Annotated in this window: 11 protein-coding genes and 1 riboswitch; of the genes, 7 read left to right on the top strand and 4 right to left on the bottom strand. The window is 64.5% G+C overall.

Annotation, left to right across the window (positions count from 1 at the left end; translation table 11 throughout):
* From A9D13_RS05675 to A9D13_RS05660, 4 genes are all read right to left on the bottom strand, one after another.
* Positions 1-417 (bottom strand): nuclear transport factor 2 family protein, encoded by a 417-nt coding sequence (locus A9D13_RS05675; protein WP_082922144.1) that lies wholly within the window; start codon positions 415-417, stop codon positions 1-3.
* The gene (locus tag A9D13_RS05670; RefSeq protein ID WP_066771274.1) at positions 407-874 is read right to left on the bottom strand and encodes a RidA family protein; all 468 of its coding nucleotides are present in this window, start codon (positions 872-874) and stop codon (positions 407-409) included. Before A9D13_RS05670 ends, A9D13_RS05675 begins: the two co-directional genes overlap by 11 nt.
* Before the next feature lie 89 nt (positions 875-963).
* The gene (gene thiC / locus A9D13_RS05665) at positions 964-2829 is read right to left on the bottom strand and encodes a phosphomethylpyrimidine synthase ThiC (protein WP_066771273.1); all 1866 of its coding nucleotides are present in this window, start codon (positions 2827-2829) and stop codon (positions 964-966) included.
* 50 nt (positions 2830-2879) lie between these two features.
* Positions 2880-3287, bottom strand: coding sequence for a hypothetical protein (locus A9D13_RS05660; RefSeq protein WP_066771272.1), 408 nt, complete (start codon positions 3285-3287; stop codon positions 2880-2882).
* A gap of 59 nt (positions 3288-3346) precedes the next feature.
* Positions 3347-3454, bottom strand: a riboswitch (TPP riboswitch).
* A gap of 75 nt (positions 3455-3529) precedes the next feature.
* Between A9D13_RS05660 and crtY the strand changes: the two genes are divergently transcribed.
* The 7 genes from crtY to A9D13_RS05625 all read left to right on the top strand — a co-directional run bounded on the left by crtY (position 3530) and on the right by A9D13_RS05625 (position 12177).
* Entirely contained in the window at positions 3530-4804 is a 1275-nt protein-coding gene (crtY, locus tag A9D13_RS05655; protein WP_373288750.1) for a lycopene beta-cyclase CrtY, read from the top strand.
* 3 nt (positions 4805-4807) lie between these two features.
* Positions 4808-6340 carry a phytoene desaturase gene (locus tag A9D13_RS05650; protein ID WP_066771827.1) on the top strand — a complete coding sequence of 511 codons (1533 nt, stop codon included), beginning with the start codon at positions 4808-4810 and terminating at the stop codon, positions 6338-6340.
* Between the two features lie 4 nt (positions 6341-6344).
* On the top strand, positions 6345-7364 hold the full coding sequence (locus A9D13_RS05645) for a phytoene/squalene synthase family protein (protein WP_082922143.1): 1020 nt from the start codon (positions 6345-6347) through the stop codon (positions 7362-7364).
* 10 nt (positions 7365-7374) lie between these two features.
* Positions 7375-7869, top strand: a complete 495-nt coding sequence (locus A9D13_RS05640) for a thermonuclease family protein (RefSeq protein ID WP_082922142.1) — start codon at positions 7375-7377, stop codon at positions 7867-7869.
* 152 nt (positions 7870-8021) lie between these two features.
* On the top strand, positions 8022-8654 hold the full coding sequence (locus A9D13_RS05635; protein ID WP_066771271.1) for a hypothetical protein: 633 nt from the start codon (positions 8022-8024) through the stop codon (positions 8652-8654).
* Positions 8655-8740: 86 nt separating this feature from the next.
* Complete coding sequence (locus A9D13_RS05630) at positions 8741-11587, top strand: ATP-dependent DNA helicase (RefSeq protein WP_244884882.1); 2847 nt, start codon at positions 8741-8743, stop codon at positions 11585-11587.
* A complete protein-coding gene (locus A9D13_RS05625; RefSeq protein ID WP_066771269.1) occupies positions 11584-12177 on the top strand; it encodes a SixA phosphatase family protein in 594 nt (197 codons plus the stop codon). The genes A9D13_RS05630 and A9D13_RS05625 overlap by 4 nt, the downstream gene beginning before the upstream one ends.
* Positions 12178-12241 lie beyond the last annotated feature (64 nt).

Below are 12241 nucleotides of genomic sequence, written 5' to 3'. Positions count from 1 at the left end.
CTAGCCGAGTGGATGGCGCCCCAGGACATCATCCGCGATCGTCCCATCCATATATTCGCGCACGGCGACGATCTTTCCTTCGGCCATGGTGAAAATGAAGCAATAGTCATTTACGTAGCTGCGGCCTTCGACCGTCGTGGCATCGCCCCTTGCGGTCACGACGACCTTGTCGCCATCGGCGATGATCCATTCGGGGATGTTGAGATAGGGACCGTCCAGCCGCGAAAACAGCGGGCCTGCGATCTGCTCCATCACCGCCTCGCGACCTACGGCGCTACGTGACCAGCCGGACGAGCCGCGAACATCCCACGCCATGTTTTCATGGAACAAGGCGATGAAGCGATCGGGATCGCCGGTCCTCAGCCCTTCGAAAGCGTGCGTGATCGCGGCACGGTTTGCGTCGGCATTATTCGGCATCGCTGCGATGGGCCGTAATCTTGATTTCCACCAGAGCGGTCGGTTCGTAAAGCGCGCTGATCCCCAACGCTGTCCATGTCGGAAATGGCGCCTTGATATAACGGTTCTTGACCTCGGCGAATGTCTCGATCTGGCCGGGAAGGTCGGTGTGGAATGTCTCGATCGCGATGACATCGTCCCAGCTGACGCCTGCGCGGGTGAGAATGGTGCCGATATGATCGAAAGCGCGGGCGAAGCCGGGGGCCATGTCGGTCTCGCCTTCTGCAGGTCCGGCCACCACGCCTGATAGATAGACCATGTCCCCAACGATGACCGCGTCGGAATAACCAACCGCTTCCTGAAAGGCGAGCGCTTCGGGATCGGTCGGCATCACCGTTTCGAAAGGTGCATCCTGCGCGCTGGCAGGACTGGCGGCAAGCAGGCCAATGGCCGCTGCGCCCGAAATCAATCGCATCATTGTCAGTCTCCCCCTGTGATCAGGCAAGACTGCAACGAGGCGGTCGATCCGTCCAGCCGCTTATGGCCGGACGGATCGCCCATTACGATTTAGTCGTGCTCGCGGTCGCCCTGCCCCATGTAAAGCTCGCGGCCGGTTTCGTCATAGACCTTGCTCATCTCGGCCATGCCGGCCTCGACCTCATCGGCGGCGATGAACTCATCGCTGTCCTGATTCTGCAGGCGGGCGAATTCACGCACCTCCTGGCTGATCTTCATCGAGCAGAACTTCGGCCCGCACATCGAGCAGAAATGCGCCGATTTCGCGCCTTCGGCAGGCAGCGTCTGGTCATGATACTGCTCCGCCGTATCGGGATCGAGCGAGAGGTTGAACTGGTCGCGCCAGCGGAATTCGAAGCGCGCCTTTGACAATGCATCGTCGCGCACCTGTGCCGCCGGGTGGCCCTTGGCCAGATCCGCCGCGTGGGCGGCCAGCTTGTAGGTGACCACGCCGACCTTCACGTCGTCGCGGTCAGGCAGGCCAAGGTGTTCCTTGGGCGTGACATAGCAAAGCATCGCCGTGCCGTACCAGCCGATCTGCGCCGCGCCGATGCCGCTGGTGATGTGGTCATAGCCCGGCGCGATATCGGTGACGAGGGGCCCGAGCGTGTAGAACGGCGCCTCGCCGCAGGCTTCGAGCTGCTTGTCCATGTTCTCCTTGATCTTGTGCATCGGCACATGGCCGGGGCCCTCGATCATGACCTGAACGTCCTGCTCCCACGCGCGCTTGGTCAGCTCGCCCAGCGTGTAGAGTTCGGCGAACTGCGCTTCGTCATTGGCGTCGGCGATGGAGCCGGGGCGCAGGCCGTCGCCCAGCGAATAGGCAATGTCATAGGCTTTGCAGATTTCGGTGATCTCGTCGAAATTCTCGTAGAGGAAGCTCTCCTTGTGGTGCGCGAGGCACCATTTCGCCATGATCGAACCGCCGCGCGACACGATGCCGGTGACGCGCTTGGCGGCGAGCGGCACATAGGGCAGGCGCACGCCCGCGTGGATGGTGAAATAGTCGACGCCCTGCTCGGCCTGCTCAATCAGCGTGTCGCGGAAGACTTCCCACGTCAGCTCCTCGGCAATGCCGCCCACCTTCTCAAGCGCCTGATAGATCGGCACGGTACCGATCGGCACGGGCGAGTTGCGGATGATCCATTCACGCGTGTCGTGGATGTTGCGGCCCGTCGACAGGTCCATCACCGTGTCCGCGCCCCAGCGGATCGACCAGACCATCTTGTCGACTTCGGATGCCACGTCCGACGCCACGGCGCTATTGCCGATATTGGCGTTGATCTTCACCAGGAAATTGCGCCCGATCGCCATCGGCTCGGTTTCGGGGTGGTTGATGTTCGACGGGATGATGGCGCGGCCGCGGGCAACTTCGTCACGCACGAATTCCGGCGTCACATATTCGGGGATCGCTGCGCCCCACGAATTGCCCTCGATCTCGCGGCGGATATATTCGCGGCCAAGGTTCTCGCGCTCGGCCACATATTCCATTTCGGGGGTGATGATGCCCTTCTTGGCGTAATGCATCTGGCTGACATTCATGCCGGGCTTTGCACGCAGAGGACGCTTTACGACATTGGGAAACGCAGGCACGCCGCCGCTGCGATCCGGGCCAAGCTGGCCGTTGTCTTCGGGCTTTACGCTGCGCGCGTCATATTCCTCGACATCGCCGCGGCCCATGATCCAGTCGCGGCGCAGCTGCGGAAGGCCCGCCTGGATGTCGATCGTGGCATTGGTATCGGTATAGGGGCCGGAGGTGTCATAGACGCGGACCGGGGCCTCATCGCCTTCCAGCGCGATTTCGCGCATGGCGACACGGATGCCGCTGCCCGATTTCGCCGCGACATGCACCTTTTTCGACCCGCGAATGGGTCCGGTGGTCACGCCGATCTCAAGCTTGGAATTGATATCTGCCATAAAGCAAAAAACCTTTCTGGGGAGGGTATTCGAGAGAACTTGGGATGAGATCAGATCTGGCTGGCCATGTGCAGCCCGCCCGCCACAGTCAGCAACGCGCCGACGACAAGGCTGGTCGCGGCCCAGCCGCGATGCATGAAGGCCAGGTTCTTGAGCCAGAAATGGAAATAAATGTCGGAAAAGCCGACGACGACGAGAGCCTCAATGATCATCAGCCCGCCGATCGCTTTCATGATGCAGGCCAGAATATCTTCGGGCAGCCACGGATTGACGAGATAGATCGCCGCGCCCGCCGCGATCTCGGCAACGCCGGAAATCATCTGCAGCGCAGGCGACTTGTCGACCTCTGCCACCAGCCTTTGCCACGCACCCGGCTGGCGCAAGGCGCCGACCGCGGCGAAAGCGGCGAACAGGCCCAGCAACATCGCGGTCCAGCCCGTGGCATCGATATTTGGCATGGCGGCTCTCCTTTCCCATCGCCCGCATTGGACCGGAAAGAGAGATCGGGCGCCTCTTTTATGGTGCGCCGGTCCCTCCCTCCGCCCGTGCTAACGGGTTCAGGTTCAACGGGTCGGACGGCGCTACCCGCCCCTCTCAGCCATAGCTGGCTCCCCGGGGTTATGTGGGACGGTTTAGGGGATCATGGCCCCAAGGTCCAGAACCCGTATTGCCCGTACGCCTGATGAAGGGGCCCTGCCCTGTGGACATCGCAATCTGGAATGCACTGTTTTCGCTTTGCCTCTGGCTGGATCGGGCGCCCCTCGCTAAGCAGGCCATGATGGGCGCGCAAAGCTTTGATATCGCGATAGCGGGCGGCGGGCTTTCAGGCTCGCTGATTACGCTGGCACTGGCGGCACGCCGGCCCGAAATTCGCGTCGCGCTGGTCGATGCAGGGACGATCGGCGGCAATCACGTATGGTCTTTTTTCGGCACCGACGTGGCGGCTGGTGACAGGGCGCGGGTCGATCCGCTGGTCGCGGCGCGCTGGGACGATGGCTATGACATCGCCTTTCCCACCTATTCGCGGACGCTTGGCACCTCCTATCGCTCGATCACATCAGAACGGCTGGCCATGGCGGTCAGCGCTGCCTTGCCGGAAGACGCGGTATTCACGCGATGCCCTGTCACCGCTCTCGACGCGGGCGGGCTGACACTTGCCGATGGCACGCGCATCGAGGCTGGTGCTGTAATCGACGCGCGCGGTCTGGCGCGCGAACATCTTTCGCACCTTCGTGGTGGCTGGCAGAAATTCACCGGCCAGATGGTGGAGACGAGCGGCCCGCACGGCCTCGCCCGCCCGGTCGTGATGGATGCCAGCGTGACCCAGCACGATGGCTATCGCTTCGTCTATTGCCTGCCTTTTTCCGAAACCTCGGTCTTCGTCGAAGACACTTATTATTCCGATGGCCCAGCGCTTGACCCGGACCTCTTGAAGAGCCGCGTCGCCGATTACGCCGCTGCGCGCGGATGGCAGATCGCCGCCCTCTCGCGCACCGAAACGGGGGTTTTGCCAGTGGTGACCGGCGGCGATTTCGCGGCCTTGTGGCGCGATGTGCCAGATGGCGTGGCGCTGGCCGGAACGCGGGCCGGGCTATTCCAGCCGCTGACCAGCTATTCGCTGCCCGACGCGGTGCGCTTTGCCAGCATGATCGCGGACCTGCCCGACCTGTCCGGCCCTGCGATTGCGGCTGCGGCCAAGGCGCATGCGCAGGCGCATTGGAAGGCGGGACGGTTCTATCGCATGCTCGCCGCCATGCTGTTTGGCGCGGCGCGACCCGATGAGCGTTACAAGGTGCTGCAGCGGTTTTACCGGCTGGACGAAGGTCTGGTGGAACGTTTCTACGCCGGGAAGAGTACGCCTTTTGACATGGCGCGGGTGCTTGCGGGAAAGCCGCCGGTTCCCCTATCGCGGGCGATAAAGGTGCTGGCCGGCATCGGCGCGCCCGGGCATCTGGGCGCGCGAGAACAGGGATAGATGATGAGCAGCCAGACTAACCTCCGCCCCACAGACGGCAGCCCGCCGAAAAAGCGCAGCGCCGCCGTCATCGGCGCGGGCTTCGGCGGTCTGGCGCTGGCGATCCGGCTGCAGTCGGCAGGCATCCAGACCACGCTGATCGAAGCGCGGGACAAGCCGGGCGGCCGCGCCTATTACTGGGAACAGGACGGCTTTACCTTCGACGCCGGTCCCACCGTCATCACCGATCCCGATTGCCTGCGCGCGCTGTGGCGCCTCACCGATCAGGAGATGGAGCAGGACGTCGACATCGTCCCTGTCATGCCCTTCTATCGGCTGAACTGGGAAGACGGCACCAATTTCGATTATTCGAACGATGTCACCGCCCTCGCCCGCGAAATCGCAAAGCTCAATCCCGACGATCTGGCGGGGTATGAAGAGTTCCAGAAATATTCCGAAGGCGTGTGGCGCGAAGGCTATGTAAAGCTGGGGCATGTCCCCTTCCTCGACTTCAAGACGATGATCAAGGCTGCGCCCGCGCTGATGAAATACCAGGCGTGGCGTTCGGTCTATTCCATCGTCTCAAGCTTCGTCGAAGACGAGAAGCTGCGCGAGGCATTGAGCTTCCACACACTGCTCGTCGGCGGCAATCCGATGACGACCAGCTCGATCTATGCGCTGATCCACAAGCTGGAAAAGGATGGCGGCGTGTGGTGGGCCAAGGGCGGGACCAACCGGCTGATCGCAGGCATGGTCAAGCTGTTCGAAAGGCTCGGCGGCATCACGCGCATTGGCGATCCTGTCGTGAAGATCGAAACGGCGGGCAACCGGGCAACGGGCATCACCTGCGCATCGGGCTGGCATGACAGTTTCGACGCAATCGCCAGCAATGCCGATGTCATGCATTCCTACCGCGACCTCCTTACCGGCAATCGCCGCGGTCCGGCAGTGGCGGCGAAGCTGGCGAAGAAGCGCTATTCGCCCAGCCTTTTCGTCGTGCATTTCGGGGTGAAGGGCACCTTCCCCGACATCCCGCACCACATGATCCTGTTCGGCCCGCGCTATAAGGGGCTGCTCGACGACATCTACAACCATGGCGTGCTGCCGCGCGATTTCTCGGTCTATCTCCACCACCCCAGCGCCAGCGATGCGTCCATGGCGCCAGAGGGGCATTCGACCTTCTACGCTCTCGTCCCGGTCGCCCATCGCGGTAAGCTGCCGGTGGATTGGAACACGGCAGGGCCGGCGCTGGAGAAGCGCATTCTGGACGAGGTGGCAAAGCGGTTGATGCCCGATCTGCACGATCGGATCGTGACCAAGTTCCATTACACGCCCTTCGATTTCACCCACGATCTGAACGCGCATCTGGGCAGCGCCTTCAGCCTTGAACCGATCCTGACGCAAAGCGCCTATTTCCGGGTTCACAACCGCGATGACGAGATCAACAATCTCTATTTCACCGGTGCGGGCACCCATCCGGGCGCAGGCATCCCCGGCGTCGTCGGCAGCGCGCGCGCCACGGCGAAGCTGATGATCTCCGACCTCGCGAGGCGCTGACCCGATGACCGCCGAAATTCCGTCCCGGGCGGAACTTGTCACCCATGCGCAGCAGGCGATCGGACGCGGCTCGAAGAGCTTTTCCGCCGCCAGCCGCCTGTTCGACCGCGAAACGCGGGAGCGCGTGTGGCTGCTTTATGCATGGTGCCGCGCCTGCGACGATCTGGCCGATGCTCAGGACTTTGGTGGGCCTTTGGGGGTCGGCGAACTCGGCTCTCAGGCAGGCGCGCCCGAACGCGTCGCCATCATCCGCGAGAAAACCGCGCAGGCGCTGGCGGGCGAACCCACTGGCGATCCCGCTTTCGACGGGCTTGGCGTGGTGGCGCGCGAATGCAGGATCACGCAGGATCACTGCGACGATGTGATCGCTGGCTTCGTCCTCGACGCTGCCGACTGGCGGCCCCGCAGCGAGGGCGACATGATGGAATATTGCTATCATGTCGCGGGCGCTGTGGGCGTGATGATGGCGCTGGTCATGGGCGTTGCGCCCACGGACGAGGATACGCTGGAGCGAGCCTGCGACCTTGGCCTTGCCTTCCAGCTTGCCAATATCGTGCGCGACCTGTGGGAAGATGACGCAGCGGGCCGCTGCTATCTCCCCATCGAATGGCTGGTGGAGGAAGACATCGCGCCGGGCCAGCACATGAAGCCGATCTACCGCGAAGGGCTGGTCAAGCTGGTGGGCGATGCCTGCACGATCGCCCGCGCGCATGAGGCATCGGCCCGCATCGGCGCTGCGCGCCTGCGCCCACGCCACCGCTGGGCCGTGCTGGCCGCGACCGGAATCTATGGCGGCATCGCGCGCAAGGTGGAGGCTGCGGCCGATCACGCATGGGACCACCGCGCCCATACGACGAAGCTCGAAAAGCTGGGCTGGCTGATCCAGTCGGGCATCGCAACCTTGTCGAAGCCGGGCGCCGAGTGCGAGGCGCAGGCCGCAAAGCGCCGCTGGACCATGGCGGACTTGCGTGAGCGGGCATCGCGGAACCGCGCGTTAATGGCTCGTCAGGAACCGCTGGTCTAAGGCGCGCGCCATGCGCATTTCCGGTTTTCTCGTTCTCCTGCTGTCGGTCGTCCTCGTCGGATTTGGCGTCACCCTGCGTTATGGCGGAGCGATCCTAGGTGAAGGAAACGCCAGCGCGGCACCCACCGCCACGATCGGCGCTTCAGCCAGTGACACGCTGTCTGCCAGCTTTGGCAATTGCGACGGGCCGCAGCGGGTCAATTGCGTGGTGGATGGCGATACGTTCTGGTTCGCCGGCGACAAGATCCGCATCCTCGACATCAACACGCCGGAAATCTCCTCGCCCCAATGCGACCGCGAATACCGGCTGGGCATGCAGGCGACACAGCGCCTGACCCAATTGCTGAACAAAGGGCCCTTCAGTCTTGAAACCGATGGCCGCGACACCGACCGCTATGGCCGCCTGCTGCGCCGCGTGACGCGCGGGGGCCAAAGCCTTGGGCAAGTGCTGGTGACAGAGGGGCTTGCCGAGGAATGGAAGGGCTACAAGGGCGACTGGTGCTGAAGTAAAGCCCGCCAGCCCTTCCTGCCGTAATTATGAACCTGCCCCTAATTCGCCATTAACCCGGCGTTGGCTGGGCCGGTGATATTCATCGATTCTACCGCCTCATACTTTCGAGCGGGAAACAAAGCGCCAGAGGGCGCGTTGGAGTCGGCATGAGCGTATCTGTCATCCTTCACGAGATCACCGGCGCATCGGACGCCGAGCAGGAATTCATCCGCAAGGCCGTCGGCATGCTGCGCACAGCAGTGCAGACGCCCGGCTTTGGCAGTTCGGTCAGGCAGGCCGAATATTCCAGCGCCAGCTGGCAGGGCAAGCACGGCGGCCTGCGCGAGCTGGATGGCGACGCGATCTGGGAACGCATCGCGCAGGGGCGCGAGTGCGGCCAGTGCGCCGACCATACGCTCGATCTCGCGATCGAGGTGGCCGACCTGCCCGGTCCCGACAGTGGCAACGCGCTGATCGGATCAACCCGCCTTGGCACGCTGCCCATCCGCAGTGCGCGCTGGTTCCTGCAGCGCTGCATGGATCGCGGTGATCTGGTGAACTATGCCGCGCATATCATGCACCAGTGGATGCATGTCTCGGGCTTCGTCCATCGCAGGGACGGTGAAGGCAAGGACGCGCCCAGCGTCGTCGCCCGCCTCGTGCGCCGCACGCTGGAGGTCGAGCATGGCGATCACATCCAGGCCGACATCACCGCGCTCCTCACCCTGAACGAAGACGGCTGCGATTGCTGCAGGGAAGATGCCAGCGTCACTTTGGGCGAAGCATCCCGCGCAGCGTGAACCGACGGGCGATCCGCAGATGATTTGCGGGTAAACCACGCGCTGCGGCGTTTCCTTTCCGTTCGCGCTTTCCTATCTTGCGGGTGATGGCCGACGTCATGCCCGAAATCCCCTCCCTGCGCCTGCCTGCGCTGCATGCCAGCCATTCCGGCTGCTGGCTTGCCGCACCAGATGGCAGCACCCGCGGCCTGTCGCGCGGAGAGGCGATCATGGCGTCTGCCGAAACCCCGCTGCTGATGCTGAATGCGCCGCTGGTGGCCAGCCGCCTCGGCTATCCCGAACTCTCGGGGCTCGACCTCCTCGAACTTTTCGCCTTTATCCATCCCGCACGTTTCATGGTGCCGACGCCCAAGGGGCTGGCCCACGCGCTGAACCTGCCCGAACCCGATGGCGAAGCCGATGTGCCGCTCTTGCTGTCACGCGCCGCGGCTGCCCTGTTCGCCCATTGCGAAGCGGATGACTGGGCCGAGCGCGAGGGCGCGTGGAGCGTGCTGCAATCGCTGGCACGCCATGGCTGGCCATGGGCGGGCCTGCTCGCGCCGCATGTGAAGCGCCCCGAAAAAGCCGAACGCTGGGTCTTTGCGAAATTGCCCGAATGGGAAGAACGCGCCCCGCGCCCCCAGCCCGCGCAAATGGTGCTCGATCCCGATGCGGTGGCCGACCGGCTGGAGGAACTGACCGGCGAAGGCGCGGAACGGCGCGAAGGGCAGCGCGATTATGCCCGCGCCGCCGCCCATGTCTTCGGCCCGCGCCGGGAACGGGGCCAGCCCAACATGCTGCTGGCCGAGGCAGGCACGGGCGTTGGCAAGACGCTGGGTTATCTCGCCCCCGCATCGCTATGGTCGCAGCAGGCGGGCGGCACGGTTTGGGTCTCCACCTTCACCAAGGCGCTGCAACGCCAATTGAGGCGCGAAAGCCGCAGGGCGTGGCATGAAGACCCGACACGCGAAACCCCCGCCGTCGTCGTTCGCAAGGGACGCGACAATTATCTGTGCCTGCTGAACCTGGAGGACGCGCTGCAAGGCGGGTTTTCAGGCCGTCCGGCCGTGTTCGCGCAGCTGGTCGCGCGCTGGGCCGCATTCAGCGAGGATGGCGACATGGTCGGCGGGGATCTGCCTGGCTGGCTGCCCACCCTGTTTCGCCGCCGGGGTCTTGCCGCATTGACCGACCGGCGCGGCGAATGCGTCTATGCCGGGTGCCCGCATTTCAGGAAATGCTTCATCGAGCGCGCCGCCCGCCATTCCGCCCATGCCGATCTGGTCATTGCCAATCACGCGCTGGTCATGGTCCACGCCGCCCGCGCCCAAAGCGGAAATGGGCACCGCGAAGAAGGCGCCGCCACCCGCCCCGCCCGCATCGTCTTTGACGAGGGGCATCATTTGTTCGATGCCGCCGATTCAACCTTCGCCGCGCAATTGTCCGGCAGCGAGGCGATCGAAATGCGGCGCTGGGTGCTGGGCCCCGAGACCGGATCGGGCAAGGCGAAAAGCGGTCGCCGCCGGGGTCTCTCCGCCCGCCTCGCCGATGTGGCCAGCTATGACGAGGCGGCGAGCAAGGCCATCGCGGACGCGCGCGACGCGGCCGCGCTGCTGCCTGCCGATGGCTGGCTGGGCCGCATCAACGAAGGGCAGCCGCTGGGCCCGCTGGAGGATCTCCTCGCCCATGTCCGCCGCGTCACCCATTCGCGCGACGAAAGCGCCTCGAACGAGGCGGGCTATGGCATCGAGACCGAGGCGGTGGAACTCGACGGACCGTTCCTGGAAGCGGCCGCGACGGGCCGGGACGCGCTTGCCCGCCTGCGCCAGCCGCTGATGCGCCTGGGGGCGCGGCTGGATGCGCTGATCGCTTCGGACAAGGAGGACGCGCCCGACTGGCTGGACGGGCAGACCCGCCAGCGGATCGAGGGCGCGCGTCACGCGCTGTCATGGCGCACCGACACGCTGACCGGCTGGGAAGCACTGCTTGCTCGCATGGGCGGCCCCGCCGATCCCGATTTCGTCGACTGGCTGGCGGTGGAACGGGCCGAGGCGCGCGAATTCGACATCGCCATTCACCGCCGCTGGCTCGACCCGATGAAGCCCTTTGCCGTCACCGTGCTGGAACCGGCGCATGGGGTCATGCAGACCAGCGCGACATTATGCGACCGTTCGCCGGTGCCGAAAGACGCGATTGGCGACGAGGGACGCGAACCGGACTGGGCGCGCGCGGTGGCGCGTTCGGGCGCGGGACATCTCGACCTGCATCCCAAACTGGCCGAAGCGGCAAGCCCTTTCGATTACGCGGCACAGGCCGAAGTGCTGATCGTCACCGATATTCCGCGCGGCAATATCGGCGCGCTGGCCGCAGCCTATGGCCGGTTGATCGAACAATCGGGCGGCGGCGTGCTGGGCCTTTTTACCGCGATCCGGCGGCTGCGCGCCGTGCATGCGCGCATTGCCGACCGATTGGCCCGTGGCGGCCTGCCCCTCTACGCGCAGCATGTCGATCCGATCGACACCGGCACGTTGGTGGACATCTTTCGCGACGATCCACGCGCGTCATTGCTTGGCACGGATGCGCTGCGCGACGGGGTCGACGTGCCGGGCGAATCCCTGCGCCTTGTCGTCATGGAACAGGTGCCATGGCCCAAACCATCCATCCTTCACCGCGCCCGCCGCGCCGCCCATGCCGCGCAATTCGAAGCGCCCAGGCAGCAATTCGACGATGCCATCGTGCGCGCACGCCTGGCGCAGGCGTTTGGCCGCCTGATCCGTAGCCGCGGCGACCGTGGGCATTTCGTTGTCCTCTCCGCTGCGTTCCCCTCGCGGCTGCTGTCGGCCTTTCCTGCCGGAACCCCCATTCATCGCCTTACGCTTGATGAAGCTTTACAAAGGCTGGGCTCCCGTGTTTTTTGCGAGAGTACGGGCCAGAATACAGAGGAGCAGAAAGGTTGAGCGATACCGGCCAGTCGGCCCGGTCGCAGCATAAAGGCGTAAAGCGCCTTGGCCTGCTGCGCCACGCCAAGTCGGAAGAGCACCAGCCTTCGGGCCGTGATTTCGATCGCGGGCTGAATGCCAAGGGCCGCCGCGCAGCTGCCGCCGTCGGGCGGACGATGACACGCGTGCAGCCCGGTTTCGACAAGGTCGTCGCCTCTGCCGCCGCCCGCGCGCAGGAAACGCTCGACATCGTGCTTGATACCATGGGCCGCAGCGCGCCTGTGGACCGGGTCGATGACAAGAACCTCTATCTCGCCGATCCCGAAACGCTGATTGAGGCGGCGGAAAAATATGGCGGGGACGCACAGACATTGCTGCTAGTCGCGCATAATCCGGGGCTTGAGGAGTTGATCCTCGACCTCGTGCCGTTTGATCCCGAAGATCGCCTGCGCGCCATCGTCGATGAAAAGCTTCCGACCGGGGCTTTCGCCCTGATCGAACTCGATATCGACGACTGGTCGCAGCTTTCGAACGCCAAGGGCCGACTCGTCACGCTAACTCTGCCTCGCGATCTCGATCCCGCTCTGGGGCCGGAGATGGTGCGCTGAGCACGGCGGACGATGTGCGGATCGTCGCACGGCTTAAGTCCGGCGAAACCCCTGGCGACAGGAT

This window comes from Croceicoccus mobilis, assembly GCF_001661965.1.
GTDB classification, from domain to species: Bacteria; Pseudomonadota; Alphaproteobacteria; order Sphingomonadales; family Sphingomonadaceae; genus Croceicoccus; species Croceicoccus mobilis.
The sequence above is the reverse complement of the archived record's forward strand: the minus strand, read 5'-3'. Positions and strand labels throughout refer to the sequence as shown.

What these genes read in the sequence shown, in the direction of transcription:
- thiC (WP_066771273.1), bottom strand. Translation starts at nt 2,829, where the DNA reads ATGGCAGATATCAATTCCAAGCTTGAGATCGGCGTGACCACCGGACCC.
- A9D13_RS05640 (WP_082922142.1), top strand. Translation starts at nt 7,375, where the DNA reads ATGCGCATTTCCGGTTTTCTCGTTCTCCTGCTGTCGGTCGTCCTCGTC.
- A9D13_RS05670 (WP_066771274.1), bottom strand. Translation starts at nt 874, where the DNA reads ATGATGCGATTGATTTCGGGCGCAGCGGCCATTGGCCTGCTTGCCGCC.
- A9D13_RS05635 (WP_066771271.1), top strand. Translation starts at nt 8,022, where the DNA reads ATGAGCGTATCTGTCATCCTTCACGAGATCACCGGCGCATCGGACGCC.
- A9D13_RS05660 (WP_066771272.1), bottom strand. Translation starts at nt 3,287, where the DNA reads ATGCCAAATATCGATGCCACGGGCTGGACCGCGATGTTGCTGGGCCTG.
- A9D13_RS05650 (WP_066771827.1), top strand. Translation starts at nt 4,808, where the DNA reads ATGAGCAGCCAGACTAACCTCCGCCCCACAGACGGCAGCCCGCCGAAA.
- A9D13_RS05630 (WP_244884882.1), top strand. Translation starts at nt 8,741, where the DNA reads ATGGCCGACGTCATGCCCGAAATCCCCTCCCTGCGCCTGCCTGCGCTG.
- A9D13_RS05645 (WP_082922143.1), top strand. Translation starts at nt 6,345, where the DNA reads ATGACCGCCGAAATTCCGTCCCGGGCGGAACTTGTCACCCATGCGCAG.
- A9D13_RS05675 (WP_082922144.1), bottom strand. Translation starts at nt 417, where the DNA reads ATGCCGAATAATGCCGACGCAAACCGTGCCGCGATCACGCACGCTTTC.